Below are 20,468 nucleotides of genomic sequence, written 5' to 3' on the forward strand. Positions count from 1 at the left end.
CCAGCCTAGGCTGGGTTTTTCTTTATCTTATATTCACGCCTTACATTTTTGGATGAGTAATTTTCCAGGCACGGTGAATTTTTTGATTACGCTTGAAGTCTGGACCAATGGTTTCATGCGTGATTTCTTCCACGTCGTATAAACCTTCAATCATTTCATCCATTTCGAAACCACGATAGTTATTCGAGAAATACAAAGTACCGTCAGTGATTAAACGGTTCATGGCACGCTTCAGCAAAGAGACATGGTCACGCTGAACGTCGAAAGTCCCGTAGAATTTTTTCGAGTTAGAGAATGTCGGTGGATCGATAAAGATCAGGTCATATTGTTCATGACCTTCTTTCAGCCATTCGAAACAGTCAGAGGCGAAGAACTGATGTTGCTGATCGGCATGGTCTACAGTCAGGCCATTTAGCACAAAGTTCTCTTTTGACCAGTTCAAATAAGTATTAGACAAATCCACGCTGGTGGTACTCGCTGCACCACCTAAAGCTGCATGTAAGCTCGCGGTAGAGGTGTAGCTGTACAGATTCAGGAAGTGCTTACCTTTGGCTTCTTTGGCAATACGCAAACGCATCTGACGGTGATCCAGGAACAGACCGGTATCCAGATAGTCGGTCAGGTTGACCAGAATCTTGGCTTGGCCTTCCTGTACGATAAAACGTTTAGACGCGGTACTTTGTTTGGTGTACTGGTTTTTACCTTCCTGACGGGCACGGGTCTTGATAAAGATTGCATCACGGCCCAAACCGGTCACGGCACGAATCGCCTGCAGAGCCAAATTGAAACGTTTTTTGGCTTTTTCAGGATCAATTTTCTTCGGTGGTGCATATTCCTGAACATGCAGACGTTCGCCGTATAGATCAACTGCTACGTTAAAGTCCGGCAAGTCCGCATCATACAAACGCAGGCAGTGAATATTTTCTTTTACTGCCCATTTTTTCAGGGTTTGCATATTCTTGGTCAGACGGTTAGCAAATTCCATCGCACCTTCAATCGGCTCGAATTGTTGCGGCTGCCAGCTTTCCAGGAAAGGACGTGTGACTGCTGCCGGTTTTACAGTACCGAAACGGATATAGATTGGCAGTTTACCGTTCATTAAACGCAGAATTTGTGGATCATTGAACGCCAAGACATCGGCTTGTTCCACCTGAGCAGCAATGACTGCCGCTTTCTGATTCGGGAAATTCTTTTGCAGCAGGTTAGACAGACCCAGATACAAGGCACGGTTAGAGGCTTTATCACCTAAACGCTCACCGTACGGTGGATTCGTCACAAAGAAGACTTTCTTGCCTTCAGCCTGGAAATCTGGCCAGTCGGATAAAGTACGCTCTTCGATCTTGATCTGGTCAAGGGCTGATTCAAAACCTGCCGCAATAATATTCTGTTTAGTGGCTTTCACCGCTTCCCAGTCTGCATCGAAAGCATAGAATTTTGGTAATGGGTTTTCTAGCGCAGCTTTATGGCGTTCAGCCGCTTCAGCTTTAATACCCATCCATAATTCATGATCATGACCATTCCAGCCATTAAATCCGAAACGACGCACCAGACCCGGGGCACGGTCAGTCAGAATCATCAGTGATTCAATAATAAACGTCCCTGAACCACACATTGGATCAACCACAATATCCGGGTTGATGTCTTTCAGGCCGCCTTTTTGCAGGATCGCAGCCGCCAGATTTTCCTTGATTGGTGCTTCAGTCATAAAGCGGCGATAGCCACGTTTATGCAGTGAATCACCAGATAAATCTAAACAATAAGTATGTTCTTTTTTACCGGCCAGAATGTACATAGTAATTTCTGGCTGTTTGGTATCAATACTTGGACGCTTGCCCACAGCTTCCATAAAGGAATCGACGACGCCATCTTTGGCACGTAGAGTTGCAAACTGGGTGTTGACCTTAATATCACGTTCAACATGCAGACGAATTGCGAAGGTGCTTTGTGGTGCAAAAATCAGTGACCAGTCGAAGCTCATCGCACCTTCATAAAGCTCTTCTGCAACATCACGCGCATCGTGTGAGAATTCGATTTCATGCGTATGAATTGGCATCAGGACACGAGAAGCCAGACGAGACCACATACAGATGCGGTAAGCATTTTCAAGCGTGCCTTTGAAGGTCAGACGACCTGGGAAACGTTCAATATCCTGAACACCTAAACCTTTGATTTCTTCTTCTAATAAGGTTTCCAGACCATCGGCACAGGTGACCCAATAATTGCTTAAACGTGAAGAGGTATTCATAAAATAGAGAGACCGGAAAAGAATAAATAAAAAACTGCGCTCAGTTTAGCGTATTTTGCCTGTTAAAGCTTTGGAAATTTTTTAAATTCGAGCACATGCAGCCTAGTGTTATTCATCCTAAAAAGCGCTAAATGTTGACTTAAAAAGCAAACTGAAAATTTACGAGATATGTAAGACTACACAATACCAATAAGGTGGATTTTCAATTAAATCTTTTATTTTACAAAGGGATATGTGGTAGGTATTAAAACTAATTCGCAATCTAGCTCTTCAATTGCGACCATGTTGTATGTGTAATTTAGAAAGATAAATAATCGGATTAATGATGTGATGGATCTGATACAGGGTCGTTTATATACACCTCATGGCAACAGCATTACTCTAAAAGTAAAAGCTAAAATTTGGTCATTCATGTCAAGTGATCGAGACTAAGAATTGATTAGCCAGACGAGGAGTGAATCTAAAACAAAAAAGAAGCCAACCTACTATTGCTTGGAGTAGATTAATTTTCATTCATCTCAATTTATAACTCACATAACTTATTTATTAATTTTGGTACGTTTATTGCTCTATCTAATATCAATGAAGCTGTAATGCTGAGGGGAATCATTACAGCTTCATCTTTATTCTTAATTATTATTTCGGAGGGGCTTAGATGTTGGATCTTCAATTACGCAGGAATGAGGCATTTTCAATCGCTACCTTGATCTACGCACGTTTAAGACGAGTAACTGGACGAGTAATTGATGCCATGTATCTTGCAGAAAATATCCACTATGCAAAGCATGTGATTGGGCTGGCAGAGCAGACTGAAGATCCTGAGCTTTTACATCTGGTCAACCGCTTAAAAACCACTCTGGATTTATCGTCATTTTCAGAACTGCAGGCTGAAGAACAGGCGGAAAAGGAACTGATTTCTGTAGAACCAAGTGAAGAAGATATCTATCGCGCACAGGTTTCACATCATTATATTGGCGCATTGCGCTAATTGGGGGGATTGGGTGTGGATGCTCCAGACTGAAGCACTCATGTTTAAATGAAAAAACAAGCATATAGATAAACAGGTTAAATTATCTTATTGAAAAAATGCATGGGAATTTAAATTTCCATTCTTATTACTGAGATGGTTTTTGTACAACTGAGCTCTTTATCAACTATAAAGATTCGCTAATCTCTGTATAATACGTTGACTTAACGTATAAGGAATCTCTCATGCACTTGGCGGCATTGCATACACCGAGCCAGATTCAACTCAACAAAGCAGGTAATCTTAAACATTTCCTGACCATCGAAGGTCTTTCTAAAGAAACTCTTACAAAAATACTGGACACTGCGTTGTCCTTTTTTAATGACCAAAATCAGCTGATCACCAATAATTTGCTCGAAGGCAAAACGGTGATGAACTTATTTTTTGAAAATTCTACCCGAACGCGTACTACTTTTGAGGCAGCGGCCAAACGTCTGTCTGCCAACGTGCTGAATATCGATATTGCCCGTTCAAGTACCTCTAAAGGTGAAACTTTACGTGATACCTTGTGGAATCTTGAAGCTATGGCGGCAGATATTTTCGTGGTACGTCATTCATCTTCAGGTGCAGCACACTTTATTGCCAAAGATGTCTGTCCAAATGTCGCCATTATTAATGCAGGCGATGGCCGTCATGCCCATCCAACTCAAGCGATGCTGGATATGCTGACCATTCGCCGCGAGACCAATAAAAAATTCGAAGATATGTCGATTGCGATTATTGGCGATATCAAGCATTCGCGTGTAGCACGTTCAGATGTGGCGTCACTGCAAACCTTAGGCTGTAAAGATATTCGCGTGATTGCACCGAATACGTTGTTGCCATACGGTTTTGATGACTACAGTGAAGATGTACGCCTGTTTAATAAAATGGAAGATGGCATCAAAGACTGTGATGTAATCATTACCTTACGTATTCAAAACGAGCGTATTGATTCGCCAGCGCTGTCTTCTCAGGCTGAATTCTACAAAATGTATGGCCTGAATAAAGAACGTCTCGCCATGGCCAAGCCGGATTGTATCGTGATGCATCCAGGACCAATGAACCGTGGTGTGGAAATTGATTCCAGTATTGCAGACGGTCCGCAATCCGTGATTCTGAAACAGGTTACTAACGGGATTGCAGTACGTATGGCGGTACTGGCTCTTGCGATGCAGGGTCAGTTACAGGAACAGGGTTTGATTGAAGCGATTGCGGTATAAGGAATAAGTCATGTCTATTGTAAAAATTGAAAATGTCCGTGTTCTTGACCCAATCCAAAACACTGATTCAGTCGAAACGGTTTATCTGGAAAATGGTAAACGTGTTGCAGAGACTGCTAACGTATCTGAAACCATTGATGGACAGGGCAAATGGCTGATGCCAACCATGGTGGATCTATGCGCACGTTTACGTGAACCGGGTCAGCAGCAACACGGAACTTTAAAGTCTGAAGGTAAGGCTGCACGTGAAAACGGTATTCTGCATGTATTTACCCCGCCAGATTCCAAACCGATTGTGCAGGATAATGGTGCGCTGATTCATGGTCTGGTTGAAAAAGCCATGCTGGATGGTGGTATTTATTTACAGGTGATCGGTGCGCAAACTCAAGGTCTGCAAGGTCAGCAACCGGCCAATATGGCAGGTTTGAAAAAGGGCGGATGTACTGCGGTTTCTAATGCCAGTGCACCGTTTGCCAATGATGATGTGGTATTGCGTACACTTGAATACGCAGCGGGCTTAAACCTGACTGTAGTGTTCTATGCAGAAGAGCCGCAAATTGCCAAAGATGGCTGTGTGCATGAAGGCTTTATTGCTTCACGCCAAGGTTTGCCAATGATTCCGGCATTAGCTGAAACTGTGGCCATTGCCAAATACCTGCTCATGATTGAAGCGACTAAAGTACGCGCTCATTTCGGTTTGTTATCTTGTGGTGCATCAGTAGAACTGATCCGTATTGCCAAAGAAAAAGGCTTGCCAGTCACTTGTGATGTCGCAATGCATCAATTACATCTGACTGACCATCTGATTGATGGCTTTAACTCTCTTGCACATGTGCGTCCGCCATTACGTTCTGAATCTGACAAAGAATTACTGCGTCAGGGCGTAAAATCTGGTGTGATTGATGCGATCTGTACCCATCATGAACCACTAAGCAGCTCTGCCAAAATGGCACCGTTCGCAGAGACACAGCCTGGTTTTACCGCTTTTGATACCTACGTACCGTTCGGTATCCAACTGGTGAATGAAGGTTTCTTTACGTCGTTAGAATGGGTGGAGAAAGTCACAGTTGCTCCCGCGAAAGTCGCTAACATGTTTAATCGCTGGAAGGCAGAAGCTGGTTGGGTACTGGTTGATCCAGAACAGGAATGGACGTTGAGCAAAGAAACGATCGTTTCTCAAGGTAAAAATACACCACTGCTCAATCAAAAAGTGAAAGGTAAAGTGCTGCAAACTTTTATTGCTGCATAACACTTACATTTCGCGTTTACAAAAAGTCAGCTTCGGCTGACTTTTTTATATCTTAATCAAAATACTAGAAAAGTTAGCCATACATAAACAGTGAAACTTTATGATATCAGTACAATTATTAACATTCCAAAGAGGGTGGGTCGCTACACTGATTAAATATTAAACATTATAAATCAGAATAATGGTGATCTTGATGAATACAGATTTAATTGAACGTTTAAAGAGTGATGTGACCGCCATTGTGCTGCAAGGTGAAACAGAACATCTATTTGCCAAGGATCAGTCCTTAGCCCAATTCTATCCTGTATTGTTAAGTATTCTTCGTGCAAGACCGGCCTGGATTGAAAGTCTGGGGCAGCAACTTAATCCCAAGATTGATGAATTATTTAATAATAATCCGACCCTAAAACAACAATTCCTGGCTCAGTTAGATTCAACTGCACCTCAAGATGAAATTGAACAGACCCTGAACCGGGCAATTGTTCCAACCATGAACTTCTTGCAGGCAGAAGCGGGTGCACCCACTGCTGAAGCGGTAGGCCATTTGTTAGATACCCATGCAGACTCGATTCAACGGGCATTACCAGTATGGGCCGGTCCTATACTGGCATCTTTAGGTGTATCTCCGCTGGCGGGACAAAACCTGAACCGCGCACCGGGTCGGGCTTCCGAACCGGAGGCAGAGCCGGAACTGACTGAAGAGAAAAAAGCAGTAGTGTTCTGGCCATTTATTCTCCTCGTGATTATTGCTGCAATTATCTTATTCTTCTTCCGTGGATGCCTGCGTGATGATGATCCGGATGAATTACGAAATGCTCAGGCGGTAAGCGAAGCTGCTGCAACGAACCCTGCAATTTTAAAAATCAGCACCGGTAGCCAAGGTGAAATTGTCAACTGTCAGGTACAGATGAATGATCCGAAATATATGCAAATTCTGCAAAATGAAATTAAACAGATCTTTAATTACAGTATTGGCTGTGGCGCAGTAGCCAATGAAAATTACCACTCAGAATTTATTGATCAGGATACAATTCCATCCGTATTGAAATTACTGCAAGGCATGTCAAATGTGACTTTGACTTGGGCAGGTAATCAGGTGTCTGTACAGGCAGCGAACAGTGCAGATGCACAGCGTCTGGCGGGTCAGATTCGTGGTCTAGCTAAAAATGTAGAAGTTGTGACCCAAAAACCAGTTGATATGGATGAGGCGATCAATACAGCCAATACCGAGGCTAAAAAAGCTTTAGACGAACTTCAGATGGAAAATATTGAGGCGTTAGATGTTGCAACTGCCTTAAACCTGCAAATTATTCATTTCGCGACAGGTTCCACCGAAATTCCTGAAGTGAATAAAAGCTTGCTGGATCAGACCGCAGCTTTATTACAATATGCCAAAGATGTACGTCTAATCGTGATGGGCCATACTGATACGGAAGGCAGCAGCACTCAAAATCAGGAGCTATCTTTAAAACGTGCTCAAGCCATTGTGAATTATCTGGTGCAGAAAGGGGTGAACCCGGCGCAGTTACAACCAGTAGGTATGGCGGCGAATCAGCCTGCTCAATCGAATGCGACTTCGAACGGTCAGTATCAAAACCGTCGTGTAACTTTTGAAGTTATGAGTACCGAAGATGATCGTGTCCATACTGTAGATAATGAAGGCGTAGTTGAAAAGAAAGCCAGCTAAATAATTCTTTCATCATAAAAAAGGACGAATGATTCGTCCTTTTTTATTTATTATGAATTAAGAGAAGACAGGTGGGGTATAAGTCAAAGTTCTTCCCAGGAACCAGAGTAAGAACAGTACCAACGGAAGATGAAAGACCAGTTGTGTCACTGTAAAGCCAATTACATCTTTAGCCTTTAATTTCAAGATTCCCAGCATGGGGAGCATAAAGAAAGGATTGATCAGATTGGGTAAGGCTTCGGCTGCATTATAGATCTGGACAGACCAGCCCAGATGTACTTTCAGGTCATGTGCGGCCTGCATCACATAAGGCGCTTCAATAATCCATTTTCCTCCACCAGAAGGAATGAAGAAGCCTAGAATCGCAGAATAAATTCCCATAACGATGGCAAAGGTTTCCTGCGACGCAATCGACACGAAGAATTCGGCGATATAATGTGACAGGGAAAGATCAGCAGAATTCAGGGCATTGGTCATCATAAAGGCAATACTGCCATAAAGCGGAAACTGGATCAGCACCCCTGAAATGGCCGGCACAGCTTTGGATACGGCATTGAGAAAATTACGTGGTGTACCATGTAAAGCTACACCTAAAATCAGAAAGATAAAGTTATAAGTGTTTAAGCTGGAGATTGCCAGAATCGGATTGCTCTTGGAAAACTCGTTAAACATCCAGACCAGACCCAGAACCACAATCAGAATACTTAAGATTGGCGAGTTTTCAAGCCAGTCACCTGGCCGTTTATGGATCACGGTTTCAGTCTTTTCTTCTTCAATCTGGATCGGGAAATGATCAATGGTTTTAATATGATTGCCTTTGGGCGCAGACCAGTAGGCAATGGCAATCGAGGCGATGATCAAGACTGCTGTCATAATCATGGATTGCGGCAGGAAAATCGTTTCAGTAAATGGAATCACGCCAGTCAGATTATACAGAGGTTCTGGCAGGCTGGATTTGTTGGCCTGTAATTGTGCGGCAGAAGAGCTGATACCGAGCGCCCAGGTTGCACCCATCCCAATAATCGCTGCTGCGGCAGCTGCACGGTAATCCATATTTAGCTCTTTACGCTGTGCCAAGGCAATCACCAAAAGTGCAGTTAGCACTGTACTCATCGCCCAGTTAATCAGGGAAATCAGTAGGCTAACTGTGGCGACGAGAACGATAGCTCCACGTCCAGAATGAGGAATGCGCGCCATTTTCTGAATCAATAATTGCATCGGTTTGGAAACCGAAACTACATAACCGACCACGATCAGCATACACATCTGTAAGGTAAAGGGAATCAGGCTCCAGAATCCATCACCAAATGAAATCGCGACGTCTTGTGCCGGTGCACCAATGCCAATCGCGGCAATCGCAACGATGATGACACCGAGTAGGGCAAAGATATAAGAGTCCGGAAACCATTTTTCAGACCAGTCGCTGACGCGCATGGCAAAGCGCTGCAAGATATTTTGTTGAGTTTGCATGATTAAAATCCCTTTATTCTGCATTTGTTATTAAGAAGTGGCTTTCTTCAGCCAAAAAGAAACCCTTAAAATTTTATTTTAAGGGCTGGGAAAAATCAGGCTGCTTTACGGAGTAAAGGTACGCCGGTGACTTTCTGAATTTCATCAAAACTGACATCGGGTGCCAGTTCTACAAGTTGAATACCTTCAGGTGTGACATCCAATACACCTAAGTCAGTAATAATCCGATTGACTACGGCCTGGCCAGTAAGCGGAAGACTACATTGTGAGACAATTTTAGGCGTACCATCTTTGGCGCAGTGTTCCATCAGCACCACAACTTTTTGCACACCTGCGACCAGATCCATGGCACCACCCATGCCTTTGACTTTCTTGCCCGGAATCATCCAGTTGGCTAGATCACCATTTTCTGAGACTTCCATAGCACCCAGAATGGCGATATTGACATGACCACCACGAATCATGGCAAAGGAGTTGGCACTGGAAAAGAAAGAAGCACCTTTGCGGGCAGTTACCGTCTGTTTGCCAGCATTGATCAGGTCGGCATCTACAGTATCTGCCGTTGGAAATTCTCCAATACCCAACAGGCCATTCTCAGACTGTAACCAGACATTAATATTCTCTGGAATATAATTCGCGACTAAGGTTGGCAGACCAATACCCAGATTCACATAGAAACCGTCTTCAAGTTCCTGTGCGGCGCGCTGCGCCATTTCATTACGTGTCCAAGCCATGATCAAGCCTCCGCCTTTAAAGTCATCTGTTCAATCCGTTTTTCCGGTTGGGTATTCAGTACAATCCGGTTCACATAAATGCCTGGAAGATGAATTTCATCTGGATCAAGGGCACCGATCTCGACAATTTCTTCGACTTCAGCAATGGTCACTTTACCAGCCATCGCACAGACCGGATTGAAGTTTTGGGCAGTTTTACGGAAAATCAGGTTACCGGCTTTATCGGCCTTATAAGCTTTAACCAAAGCCACATCAGCAGTCAAGGATTCTTCCAGAATATAAGACTTGCCATTGAATTCGCGGACATCTTTACCTTCAGCAATAACGGTACCGACACCAGTCGCGGTATAGAAAGCGGGAATACCTGCACCACCGGCACGTAATTTTTCCGCTAACGTGCCTTGTGGAGTCAGTTCAACTTCGAGTTCCCCGCTTAAGTATTGGCGTTCAAATTCTTTGTTCTCGCCCACGTAGGAAGAGATCATTTTTTTAATCTGTTTTGTTTCCAGCAATAGTCCCAAGCCAAAGCCATCGACACCGGCATTATTGGAAATACAGGTCAGATTTTTGGCACCGGTTTCTTTTAAAGCTGCAATAAGGGCTTCTGGAATACCACAGAGTCCAAAACCGCCAACTGCAAGAGTATGTCCATCCTGGACCACGCCGTCTAAAGCGGCTTTTGCACTGTCATACACTTTATTTGACATTTTTACCTCGATTTATTCTTCTCTTGCAGATCTCTTTTATTTAAAGATCTGCTGATTTCTATCCATGAGGACTTATAGAGTGTCCGGCTATTTCAAGTTTTTAAGCACAGGCTTTTTGCCAATAGGCATTGGCATAATTGGAGGGATTATTGCGTTGTAGAACCTCACTGATATTACGGCTGGTCTGCATCAGAGTATCCAGTTGAATACCGGTTTCAAAGCCCATCTTGGAGAGCAGGTAATACAGGTCTTCAGTTGAAACATTGCCGGAAGCACCTTTGGCATAAGGACAGCCACCGAGGCCGGCAATAGAGGAGTCAAATACCCGAATACCTTGTAATAGTGACTGGTAAATATTAGCGATGGCCATGCCATAGGTATTATGAAAATGGCCAGCCAGCGCTTTACTATCAATTTCTGAAAGACACGCATCCCAGACGTTCTTCACGCGATCTGGAGTTGCCGTACCAATGGTTTCACCCAGTGATACTTCATAGCAGCCCATATCTAGTAAGCGCTGCGTAACTTTTACGACCTGCTTCGGATCAATTGCACCTTCATAAGGGCAGTCCACCATACAAGAGACATAGCCACGAACCTTGACATCATTAGCTTTGGCAGCTGCCATCACATCTGCAAACTTTTTAAAGCTTTCATCAATAGAGCAGTTGATGTTCTTACGAGTAAAGCTTTCAGAAGCTGCGGTAAATACCGCAACTTCTTTACAACCCACAGCCAGCGCTGATTCAAAACCTTTCATATTTGGCGTCAGTAAACTGAACTGGATATTCGGATCTTTAGGCAAGCTGGCAAATAGCACATCGCTATCTGCCATCTGTGGGACCCATTTGGCTGAAACACAGGAACCGACTTCAATTGCCTGTAAACCTGTTTTCATCAAATCCAGAATCAGGTTTTTGCGGTCATCTAGTGTTAAAGGTGTTTTTTCGTTTTGCAGACCATCGCGTGGCCCGACTTCTACGATTTTAACGAAATCTGTCATGCAACTTCCTCCGCTAGAGGCTGGAACTCTACCAGTTCATCGCCAGCTTTAACCTGGTCACCTTTTTGAAAGTATGAGTTTGCGATAATGCCATCATGCGGAGCGCGAATGGTATATTCGATCTTCATTGCTTCCAAAGTCAGCAGTACATCGTCTTTTTTCACTTTGTCATTTGCCGCAACCAGAACCTGAGTAATCACACCTGGCATTGGTGCAGTCAGATTGTTTTCAGTGCCTTGTTCATCCTGGCCATTAAAATCAGACTTCAGATAAGTAAACTTGTAACTTTGCCCATTCTGGAACAGGGTAATGCCATGTTCAGTCTGACTAAATGCCAGTTTCTGCTGTTGACCTGCAAGATTTAACTGGAGTAGGTGTTGATCGAGCAGTTCACCTTGGATATTGAGTGTCTGGCCTTCATGGTTTGCCAGGAAGCTATTTTCTAGCGCTTTAAAGCTCACCACACGTAAAACGTCATTACATTGTAATTTGATTGTGTAGCTATTTTGCTGATTCAGACGCCAAAATGCTTTTTGCTGCCAGACAGGATTATTGCTCGTCGGGTTTTGAGCCAGACGAGATAACAGTTCAACCAAGGCGGCACTGACCACTAATTCTGCGCTGATATCAGCAGATGGTTTGAGTAGGAACTCTTCTTCGCGTTGAATCAGGCCAGTATCGAGATGGGCATTTTTAAATGAGTCACATAATACTAAGCGATCAAGAAAAGCGATGTTATTCCCGAGTCCATCGACATGGAACTGACCCAAGGCGTGATGCATCTGGGTTAAAGCCGCTTCACGGTTTTTGCCCCAAACAATCAGTTTGGCAATCATCGGATCATAATAGGTGCTGATTTCATCACCTTCGACAATGCCACTATCCACACGCACGCTGTCATTTTGTTCTGGATAGTGCAAATAGCTGATCTGACCGATGGCAGGAATAAAACCTTTTTCTGGTTCTTCAGCATAGACACGTGCTTCGAGCGCATGACCGTGTATCTGTAATTCATGTTGCTGTTTCGGTAAAGGCTCACCGAACGCGACACGTAGCTGCCATTCCACCAGATCCTGACCGGTGATCATTTCAGTGACTGGATGCTCAACCTGTAGACGGGTATTCATTTCCATGAAGTAGGCAGTACCATCTTGTTCAACGATGAACTCGACTGTACCCGCACCAACATAATTCACGGCACGTGCAGCATCAATCGCGGCTTGGCGCATCGCTTCAAGTTTGTCTTCTGGCATTTTAGGTGCTGGTGCTTCTTCCAGAACTTTCTGGTGACGACGCTGCACGGAGCAATCACGTTCAAACAGATGCACATAATTGCCATGTGTATCACCAAAGACCTGAACTTCAATATGACGTGGCTGCACGACATAGCGTTCAATCAGCACATCTTCATTGCCGAAGCTGGAACGTGCTTCGCTTTTACATGAAGCGAGTGAACTGAGGAAATCTTCACTACGCTCGACCAGACGCATGCCTTTACCGCCACCACCAGCACTAGCCTTGATCAGTACCGGATAGCCAATACTGTCTACCTGCTGTTTCAGGAAATCCGCATCCTGATTGGTACCATGATAGCCTGGAGTTAACGGTACACCGGCTTTTTCCATCAGTGCTTTAGAGGTCGCTTTCAGACCCATTGCTAAGATTGCATCCACTGGCGGACCAATAAAGACAATATTGTTGTCCTGACAGGCCAGGGCAAACTGGTCATTTTCAGACAGGAAACCATAACCTGGATGAATGGCCTGAGCACCGGTAGTTTTAGCTGCCTGAATAATACGTTCAATCTGTAAATAACTTTGTGCAGCAGGCGATTCACCAATATGGATGGCTTCATCTGCCAGTTTGACATGCTGTGCCTGTGCATCGGCATCGGAATATACGGCAACAGTAGCGATGCCTAACTTTTTCGCTGTACGAATTACACGACAGGCAATTTCACCACGGTTGGCAATTAAAATCTTTTCAAACATCCTACGATCCTTCTTGTTGTTATGCCGTGGTCTTGATCCAGGCCGGGCTTTGTTTGTTTAAAAATGCATTCAGTCCATTTTTCGCCTCATCTCCCTGGCGAACATGGGCAATATGCTGTGCGGTTTTAAGCAGCAGATCTTCAGTCAGAACTTGCTGATCAACCAGTTGAATCAGCTGTTTTGAAGCGTTTTGCGCTGCTGGTCCACCGAGTAAGAGCGCTTCCACAATCTCATCAATTTTGCTGTCGAGCTGTTCTGGTGCAGTCACTTCATGTGCCAGACCAATGGTTTTCGCCTGTTCAGCTGAGATTCGCTCAGCAGTCAGGAAATAACGTGACGCCTGACGGGCGCCAATCGCACGAATCACATACGGACTAATGGTCGAAGGGGCTAATCCTAAACGTACTTCAGACGTTGCAAACTTGGCATCAGTGCTGGCGATACAGATATCACAAGCGGATGCCAGTCCCATACCGCCGCCAAAAGCAATTCCATGGACACGGGCAATCGTCGGTTGTTTTAATGTCGCCAGACTTTGCAACATTTTTGCCAGTTTGAGAGCATCGGCTTCATTGTCTGCCTGTGAGGCCTGACCGGCCTGTTTCATCCAGTTCAGATCTGCACCCGCAGAGAAGCTTTTGCCTCGGCCTGCCAGAATCACCACGCGTACGTCATCACGCTGATTTAAAGACTGGAAACAGGCATGTAGCTCTTCAATGACCTGGGTATTAAACGCATTATGCAGTTCAGCCCGGTTAATCCAGACCGTTGCTACCTGATTCTGCTGTTCGAGCTGTAAAAATTGATAGTCCATTTTTGTCACCTCTTACATGCGGAACACGCCGAATTTGGTTGGCTGGATTGGTGCATTCATCGCTGCAGCCAGACTTAGGGCCAGGACTTCACGCGATTGCGCTGGATCAATGACACCGTCATCCCATAAACGCGCAGAAGCATAATAAGGATGGCCTTGGCGTTCATATTGGTCACGAATTGGCTGTTTAAACTGGTCTTCTTCTTCAGCTGACCAGGTTCCACCTTTTTGCTCAATCTGATCGCGTTTCAAAGTCGACAATACGCTAGAGGCCTGTTCACCGCCCATCACCGAAATACGTGAGTTTGGCCAGGTCCACATAAAGCGTGGCGAGTAAGCACGGCCACACATACCATAGTTACCGGCACCAAAAGAACCGCCAATCACCAGAGTCAGTTTAGGCACATTGGCTGTCGCGACGGCCATCACCAGCTTGGCACCATTTTTAGCAATACCTTCATTTTCATACTGACGACCCACCATAAAGCCGGTGATGTTTTGCAGGAAGATCAGCGGAATATTGCGCTGGGTACATAGTTCAATAAAATGCGCGCCTTTTTGTGCAGACTCAGAGAATAAAATTCCATTGTTGGCAATAATTCCAACTGGCATTCCATAGAGCTTGGCAAAGCCAGTGACCAGGGTAGTCCCAAAGCGTGCCTTGAATTCGTCAAAGCGTGAACCGTCGACAATACGCGCAATCACTTCACGGATATCAAACGGTTTACGTGCATCGCTTGGCACAATGCCGTACAGCTCTGAACTGTCAAAACGCGGTGCTTCGATTTCATCTGCAGTTTTATTTGGCTTTTTGTTCAGGTTCGCCACAATGTTGCGGGCAATGGCAATTGCGTGTTCATCATTTTCTGCCAGATGATCGGCAACCCCAGATAAACGGGTATGTACATCACCACCACCTAAGTCTTCACTAGAAACCACTTCACCGGTTGCCGCTTTCACCAGAGGAGGGCCGCCGAGGAAAATCGTGCCTTGATTACGCACAATAATGGTTTCATCTGACATCGCTGGCACATAAGCACCACCTGCCGTACAGCTACCCATTACCACTGCAATCTGGGCAATACCCAGACTCGACATACGTGCCTGATTGTAAAAGATACGACCGAAGTGATCACGATCCGGGAAGACTTCATCCTGTAAAGGCAGATAAGCACCACCAGAATCCACCAGATAAATACATGGCAAATGATTCTGCTCGGCAATTTCCTGGGCACGTAAATGCTTTTTTACCGTAAGGGGATAATAAGTACCGCCTTTGACTGTGGCATCATTGGCCACGATCATGCAGGTCACACCATTGACCTGCCCCACACCTGCGACCACGCCTGCTGCAGGAACATCATCCTGATAAACCTGATAGGCAGCCAGTTGACCGATTTCCAGAAAAGCCGTGCCTGGATCAATTAAATGATTAATCCGTTCACGCGGCAGTAATTTGCCGCGATCCAGATGTTTCTGGCGGGCAGTTTCTCCGCCACCCAAGGCAATTTTTTCTACTTTTTGTTTCAGATCATCGACCAGTTGCAGCATGGCAGCCTGGTTGGTCTTAAATTCTTCACTACGTATATTGATTTTGCTCTGTAACTGATTCATGACGAACATCCTTGTTTTATTCTAAGTGTTAATGTTTAGGCTGTTTCGTTGAAGAGCTCACGGCCAATGAGCATGCGGCGGATTTCAGAAGTTCCGGCACCAATTTCATAGAGTTTGGCATCGCGCCATAAACGGCCTGCAGCAAATTCATTGATATAACCGTTACCACCTAGAGTCTGAATAGTTTCACCCGCCATCCAGGTCGCTTTTTCAGCGGCATATAAAATGGCACTGGCAGCGTCTTTACGCAGGCTACGGCTATGATCGGCCTTGTCACATTCAGCACCAACGGCATACACCAGTGCCTTACTCGCCAGCCAGGTAGAGTACATGTCAGCAATTTTGCCTTGCATCAACTGGAATTCACCCAGTGCCTGACCAAACTGTTTACGGTCATGAATATAAGGAATCACGGTATCCATGCAGGCATCCATAATGCCCAGTGGGCCAGCACTCAGAACCGCACGTTCGTAGTCCAGACCACTCATCAGCACTTTAGTTCCATTGCCGACACCGCCAAGCACGTTTTCTTTCGGAACTTCGACATTGTCAAAAAACAGGGGATAAGTATTGGAACCGCGCATACCCAGTTTGTCTAAGTGGGTGCCGTGACTAAAACCTGGCATATTTTTCTCAACCAGGAAGGCGGTCATGCCTTTGGCGCCAGCTTGTAAATCGGTTTTGGCATAGACGACGAGTACATCGGCATCACCGCCGTTAGTGATCCACATCTTGGAACCGTTGAGTAGATAATAATCGCCTTTGTCTTCAGCTTTCAGTTTCATGCTGACCACATCTGATCCGGCATTCGGCTCAGACATTGCTAATGCACCGACATATTCACCAGAAATCAGTTTTGGCAGATAACGCTGCTTTTGTTCTTCATTACCATTTCGCTTAATTTGGTTTACACATAGGTTAGAATGGGCGCCATAGGACAAACCAATGGATGCTGAAGCACGGGAAATTTCTTGCATGGCAATAATATGGGCCAGATACCCCAGATTGGTACCGCCATATTCCTCACTGACCGTTAAACCAAGTAGGCCCATATCACCAAATTTTTTCCAGAGGTGAGCCGGGAATTCATTGTCACGGTCAACTTGCTGGGCAATTGGGGCAATTTCCTTGGCGCAAAAAGCGGCCACTGAATCACGAAGCGCAATAAGAGTTTCATCTAAACCGAAATCTAAGCTTTGTAAATTCATTCTTCATCCATCCTGAGATTATATTTGTTGTGTCCAAAAGCATTTTTGTTGTGCTTGTTTTTTTAACATACAACGAAAAATTAAAAAAGTGAACCTATATTCACAAAATGATTTACAATTCATTTTATCTGGTTGAGAATAAGATTATGAGTTATAAAAGATCATCACTGATGCAGGAACGAATGGAACAAAATCGTTTGTCGATTTTACAGTCTGCTCGTGAACTGATTACTCAAGGGGGCTTTAAAGAGGCGTCGATTCAGGCGATTGCAGAACGCGCAGGCGTTTCTACAGGGCTGGTATATCGATATTTTGAAAACAAAAGCCAGATTTTGATTGAGGTTTTGTCGGCAGCGATTCAGCATGAAGTGGGAATTCTTGTTTCCATTGCTGGGTCGGATTTGTCGCCAAAACTGAAATTGCAAAAATCTGTTACAATTTTTGTGAAACGTGCCATGAATAGCCCCCAGTTGGCGTATTCACTTATGTTTGAACCGGTTGATCCGGAAATGGAACATGAGCGTTTTCGCAGTAAACAGCTGCTTAAACAAAGCATTAAGGAAATCCTGGCCGAAGGAAAGGTGAATGGAGAGTTCGAGTTTGAAGATTTAAATACGGCAGCTTTGGGTGTGGTCGGTGCCATGACCTTTGTCGTGATTGAACCTTTGAATCCGTCCCGTAATGTGATGTTTGATCAGAACTACAAGGATCACTTTGTCAAACAGATTGCCGATTTTTGTGTTAACGCAGTACATCGACAGGAGGGGAATTCAGCAGCATAAACACACAAAAACAGGCACATAGACAAGGTCGTCGTGGTCATAAAACAATTAGTAAAGTTGAAAATCAGAATTACAAAGAATCAAGGAGATCGATTCAATGACACAAGTACGGTTAAGCTATGCCTATGGAACCAGCAGCCAGCCTTTATTGGGCATGACGATTGGTGAAAAATTTGATCAGGCTTGCGAGCAATATGCAGATCGCGATGCAGTCGTCAGCATGCATCAGAACATACGCCTGAGTTATCGGCAGCTACAGGATCAGGTCAATGCCTTTGCCTGTCAGCTGCTGAAATTGGGTATGCAAAAAGGTGACCGTCTGGCGATCTGGTCGCCGAACTGTGTGGAATGGACTATTACCCAATTCGCAGCTTTCAAGGCAGGCATTATTCTGGTTAACCTGAATCCAGCCTATAAAAGCAATGAGCTGGAATATGTTTTGAATAAAGTGTCCTGTAAGGGACTGGTTATTGCATCGCAGTTTAAAACAACGGACTATCAGGAAATTCTGACCAAAATTGCGCCTGAATTAAAACAGGCTGAAAATAAATTACTGAATGCAGAGCGTCTACCACATTTAAAGCATGTCATTAAAATTGATGAGCAGCAGCATACGGGTATTCATCGTTTTCAGGATTTAATGCCTATACCAAGTGCTCAAGAGCTGGAACAGCTGCAACAGATCTCCACTGATTTGCAGTTCGATGAAACCATTAATATCCAGTTTACGTCAGGCACCACAGGTAACCCTAAGGGTACGATGCTGACCCATAACAATATTTTAAATAATGGTTACTTTGTGGGTGAAGCGATTCACTTAACTCCAGAAGACCGTGTCTGTATTTCTGTTCCATTATTCCACTGCTTTGGCATGGTAATGGGTAATCTGGCTTGTATTACCCATGGTTCAGCCATGATCTATCCATCTGCCGTATTTAATCCGCTGGAAACCTTAAAAGCCATTCAACAAGAAAAATGTACGGCAGCTTATGGTGTACCGACCATGTTTATTGCTGTGCTAGAACATGAACAGTTTGACGATTTTGATCTGTCTAGCCTGCGTACCGGCATTATGGCGGGTAGTCCATGTCCACAGGAAATTATGCAGCGTGTAATAGAGCGAATGCATATGTCTGAAATTACCATCTGTTATGGCATGACTGAAACAGCACCGGTAAGTGCCCAAAGTTCAACAGAAGACAGTGTTGAACGTCGTGTGAGTACAGTTGGCCGTGTCCATCCGCATCTGGAAGTTAAAATTGTCGATGAAAATGGCAAGGTGGTGCCGCGCGGTCAATTGGGTGAACTGTGTGTGCGTGGTTATTCCGTGATGCTGGGTTATTGGGAAGATCAGGACAAGACCCAGGAAGTCATTGATGCTGCGCGCTGGATGCATACTGGTGATATTGCGGAAATGGATGATGAAGGCTTTGTCAAAATCAAGGGTCGTATCAAGGATGTGGTCATTCGTGGCGGTGAAAATCTATTCCCGAAAGAAATTGAAGATTTCCTTTATACCCATCCAGCGGTTTCAGATGTACAGGTGATTGGCGTGCCAGACCATAAATATGGTGAAGAGCTTTGTGCTTGCATTATCCTGCATGAAAATGACCCATGTACCGAAGAGGCCATCCGCCAATATTGTGCTGAGCATATTTCTCACAATAAAGTGCCGCGTTATGTGCGTTTCTTCCATGAATTCCCGATGACAGCTTCAGGTAAGGCACAGAAGTTCAAGTTGCGTGAATTTATGCGTGAAGAATTAAATTTAAAAGAGATTGCTTAAATTAATTAAAGCTAAGTTTAAATAGTATTTGATCAGATGACCTGGCGGCATGGATGCCGCCGTTTCATTGTATGGCAAGGATGCCATATCAATGAAACAGAAGGGTTTGGTTACTTTGCCCAGTCAAAGTAACGAAGCACCTGCACAATGGAAGAAGAATCCATCTTGCAAATTGAGGTCATGTATTTAGCAATTTCTTTAAATAGATAAAAATTTATTTCTATATAAATCAGAGTAAACAGATGGCAAAAAACTTTCACAGTGAAGTCGTGGTCGCCAGCTATGACGATCATATCCGCAAACTGATTCCCGGATATGAACTGGTGCATCAGCAGATTGAAGCAATTCTCAGCACTGAACTCCCGGAAACCGCTCATATTTTGGTAGTGGGCTGCGGGACGGGTTATGAGCTATCTTATTTATTGCAGCAGCATCCAAACTGGACATTTACTGCGATTGATCCTTCCGCTGCGATGCTTGGGCAGGCAAGGAAGCATCTGGCTTCTATTGGAGTTGAACAACGAGTTCAGTTTATACAGTGCACCACTCAAGAACTGGATCAGCAAAATACTTACGATGCTGCACTCGCTATTTTAGTCGCCCATTTTATTCCTGAACCTCAGAAATCTGATTTTTTTCAGGATATCTATCACAGCCTTAAAACTGGCGGGATCGTATTGACCTATGATCTGATGCAGCCTGAAGGTGAGAATGAATTAAAGGTAATGCAAAAAATGGCACAACAAACCGGACTTAGTGTGCAGCAAAGCGAAAATATGATGGCCAGATTGCAGCAGGACTTTTTCCTGATTTCAGTAGAAAATTTAAATGAACTTTTAACAAAAGTCGGATTTAAACAACACAAAATTTATAGTCAAATTATGAATTATTGTGGTTTTTTACTCAGAAAATAAAGATCATGAAACCTTATATGAATTTTAAAGTTTAA

16 protein-coding genes are annotated in these 20,468 nt (G+C 44.3%); 7 read left to right on the forward strand and 9 right to left on the reverse strand.

Features of this window, described 5'->3' with window-relative positions; genetic code table 11:
- Positions 1-40: 40 nt before the first annotated feature.
- Positions 41-2,245: a bifunctional 23S rRNA (guanine(2069)-N(7))-methyltransferase RlmK/23S rRNA (guanine(2445)-N(2))-methyltransferase RlmL gene (gene rlmKL / locus ACWM1W_RS05450; RefSeq protein WP_214001388.1), complete on the reverse strand. Its 2,205-nt coding sequence runs from the start codon at positions 2,243-2,245 to the stop codon at positions 41-43.
- A 655-nt stretch (positions 2,246-2,900) separates the two neighbouring features.
- On the opposite strand from rlmKL, the gene ACWM1W_RS05455 reads away from it, so the two are divergent.
- The 4 genes from ACWM1W_RS05455 to ACWM1W_RS05470 all read left to right on the forward strand — a co-directional run bounded on the left by ACWM1W_RS05455 (position 2,901) and on the right by ACWM1W_RS05470 (position 7,410).
- Positions 2,901-3,233 (forward strand): hypothetical protein, encoded by a 333-nt coding sequence (locus ACWM1W_RS05455; RefSeq protein WP_034170006.1) that lies wholly within the window; start codon positions 2,901-2,903, stop codon positions 3,231-3,233.
- 224 nt (positions 3,234-3,457) lie between these two features.
- Positions 3,458-4,474: an aspartate carbamoyltransferase catalytic subunit gene (locus ACWM1W_RS05460; RefSeq protein ID WP_034170005.1), complete on the forward strand. Its 1,017-nt coding sequence runs from the start codon at positions 3,458-3,460 to the stop codon at positions 4,472-4,474.
- Positions 4,475-4,484: 10 nt separating this feature from the next.
- Entirely contained in the window at positions 4,485-5,723 is a 1,239-nt protein-coding gene (locus ACWM1W_RS05465; RefSeq protein WP_034170004.1) for a dihydroorotase, read from the forward strand.
- A gap of 193 nt (positions 5,724-5,916) precedes the next feature.
- The gene (locus tag ACWM1W_RS05470; protein WP_214001387.1) at positions 5,917-7,410 is read left to right on the forward strand and encodes an OmpA family protein; all 1,494 of its coding nucleotides are present in this window, start codon (positions 5,917-5,919) and stop codon (positions 7,408-7,410) included.
- 57 nt (positions 7,411-7,467) lie between these two features.
- Here the strand turns inward: ACWM1W_RS05470 and ACWM1W_RS05475 are convergent, their stop codons facing one another.
- From ACWM1W_RS05475 to ACWM1W_RS05510, 8 genes are all read right to left on the reverse strand, one after another.
- Positions 7,468-8,880 carry a short-chain fatty acid transporter gene (locus tag ACWM1W_RS05475; protein WP_104426287.1) on the reverse strand — a complete coding sequence of 471 codons (1,413 nt, stop codon included), beginning with the start codon at positions 8,878-8,880 and terminating at the stop codon, positions 7,468-7,470.
- Between the two features lie 95 nt (positions 8,881-8,975).
- Positions 8,976-9,614, reverse strand: coding sequence for a CoA transferase subunit B (locus ACWM1W_RS05480; RefSeq protein ID WP_214001386.1), 639 nt, complete (start codon positions 9,612-9,614; stop codon positions 8,976-8,978).
- Positions 9,615-9,616: 2 nt separating this feature from the next.
- The gene (locus ACWM1W_RS05485) at positions 9,617-10,321 is read right to left on the reverse strand and encodes a CoA transferase subunit A (protein WP_180013207.1); all 705 of its coding nucleotides are present in this window, start codon (positions 10,319-10,321) and stop codon (positions 9,617-9,619) included.
- A 100-nt stretch (positions 10,322-10,421) separates the two neighbouring features.
- A complete protein-coding gene (locus ACWM1W_RS05490) occupies positions 10,422-11,324 on the reverse strand; it encodes a hydroxymethylglutaryl-CoA lyase (RefSeq protein WP_214001385.1) in 903 nt (300 codons plus the stop codon).
- Positions 11,321-13,315 (reverse strand): acetyl/propionyl/methylcrotonyl-CoA carboxylase subunit alpha, encoded by a 1,995-nt coding sequence (locus ACWM1W_RS05495; RefSeq protein WP_214001384.1) that lies wholly within the window; start codon positions 13,313-13,315, stop codon positions 11,321-11,323. Before ACWM1W_RS05495 ends, ACWM1W_RS05490 begins: the two co-directional genes overlap by 4 nt.
- A gap of 19 nt (positions 13,316-13,334) precedes the next feature.
- A complete protein-coding gene (locus ACWM1W_RS05500; protein ID WP_180139268.1) occupies positions 13,335-14,129 on the reverse strand; it encodes an enoyl-CoA hydratase/isomerase family protein in 795 nt (264 codons plus the stop codon).
- 12 nt (positions 14,130-14,141) lie between these two features.
- Complete coding sequence (locus ACWM1W_RS05505; protein WP_004782485.1) at positions 14,142-15,743, reverse strand: carboxyl transferase domain-containing protein; 1,602 nt, start codon at positions 15,741-15,743, stop codon at positions 14,142-14,144.
- A gap of 35 nt (positions 15,744-15,778) precedes the next feature.
- Positions 15,779-16,951 (reverse strand): isovaleryl-CoA dehydrogenase, encoded by a 1,173-nt coding sequence (locus ACWM1W_RS05510; RefSeq protein WP_375725680.1) that lies wholly within the window; start codon positions 16,949-16,951, stop codon positions 15,779-15,781.
- A 146-nt stretch (positions 16,952-17,097) separates the two neighbouring features.
- Between ACWM1W_RS05510 and ACWM1W_RS05515 the strand changes: the two genes are divergently transcribed.
- The 3 genes from ACWM1W_RS05515 to ACWM1W_RS05525 all read left to right on the forward strand — a co-directional run bounded on the left by ACWM1W_RS05515 (position 17,098) and on the right by ACWM1W_RS05525 (position 20,433).
- On the forward strand, positions 17,098-17,733 hold the full coding sequence (locus ACWM1W_RS05515) for a TetR/AcrR family transcriptional regulator (RefSeq protein WP_214001382.1): 636 nt from the start codon (positions 17,098-17,100) through the stop codon (positions 17,731-17,733).
- A 97-nt stretch (positions 17,734-17,830) separates the two neighbouring features.
- A complete protein-coding gene (locus ACWM1W_RS05520; protein ID WP_034169998.1) occupies positions 17,831-19,519 on the forward strand; it encodes an AMP-binding protein in 1,689 nt (562 codons plus the stop codon).
- A gap of 242 nt (positions 19,520-19,761) precedes the next feature.
- Complete coding sequence (locus tag ACWM1W_RS05525) at positions 19,762-20,433, forward strand: class I SAM-dependent methyltransferase (protein WP_005235056.1); 672 nt, start codon at positions 19,762-19,764, stop codon at positions 20,431-20,433.
- Positions 20,434-20,468: the final 35 nt, after the last annotated feature.

Source organism: Acinetobacter sp. TW_SC_4, from assembly GCF_054861205.1.

Coding starts and splice junctions, on each gene's coding strand:
- rlmKL (WP_214001388.1), bottom strand. CDS start 2,245: ATGAATACCTCTTCACGTTTAAGCAATTATTGGGTCACCTGTGCCGAT.
- ACWM1W_RS05455 (WP_034170006.1), top strand. CDS start 2,901: ATGTTGGATCTTCAATTACGCAGGAATGAGGCATTTTCAATCGCTACC.
- ACWM1W_RS05460 (WP_034170005.1), top strand. CDS start 3,458: ATGCACTTGGCGGCATTGCATACACCGAGCCAGATTCAACTCAACAAA.
- ACWM1W_RS05465 (WP_034170004.1), top strand. CDS start 4,485: ATGTCTATTGTAAAAATTGAAAATGTCCGTGTTCTTGACCCAATCCAA.
- ACWM1W_RS05470 (WP_214001387.1), top strand. CDS start 5,917: ATGAATACAGATTTAATTGAACGTTTAAAGAGTGATGTGACCGCCATT.
- ACWM1W_RS05475 (WP_104426287.1), bottom strand. CDS start 8,880: ATGCAAACTCAACAAAATATCTTGCAGCGCTTTGCCATGCGCGTCAGC.
- ACWM1W_RS05480 (WP_214001386.1), bottom strand. CDS start 9,614: ATGGCTTGGACACGTAATGAAATGGCGCAGCGCGCCGCACAGGAACTT.
- ACWM1W_RS05485 (WP_180013207.1), bottom strand. CDS start 10,321: ATGTCAAATAAAGTGTATGACAGTGCAAAAGCCGCTTTAGACGGCGTG.
- ACWM1W_RS05490 (WP_214001385.1), bottom strand. CDS start 11,324: ATGACAGATTTCGTTAAAATCGTAGAAGTCGGGCCACGCGATGGTCTG.
- ACWM1W_RS05495 (WP_214001384.1), bottom strand. CDS start 13,315: ATGTTTGAAAAGATTTTAATTGCCAACCGTGGTGAAATTGCCTGTCGT.
- ACWM1W_RS05500 (WP_180139268.1), bottom strand. CDS start 14,129: ATGGACTATCAATTTTTACAGCTCGAACAGCAGAATCAGGTAGCAACG.
- ACWM1W_RS05505 (WP_004782485.1), bottom strand. CDS start 15,743: ATGAATCAGTTACAGAGCAAAATCAATATACGTAGTGAAGAATTTAAG.
- ACWM1W_RS05510 (WP_375725680.1), bottom strand. CDS start 16,951: ATGAATTTACAAAGCTTAGATTTCGGTTTAGATGAAACTCTTATTGCG.
- ACWM1W_RS05515 (WP_214001382.1), top strand. CDS start 17,098: ATGAGTTATAAAAGATCATCACTGATGCAGGAACGAATGGAACAAAAT.
- ACWM1W_RS05520 (WP_034169998.1), top strand. CDS start 17,831: ATGACACAAGTACGGTTAAGCTATGCCTATGGAACCAGCAGCCAGCCT.
- ACWM1W_RS05525 (WP_005235056.1), top strand. CDS start 19,762: ATGGCAAAAAACTTTCACAGTGAAGTCGTGGTCGCCAGCTATGACGAT.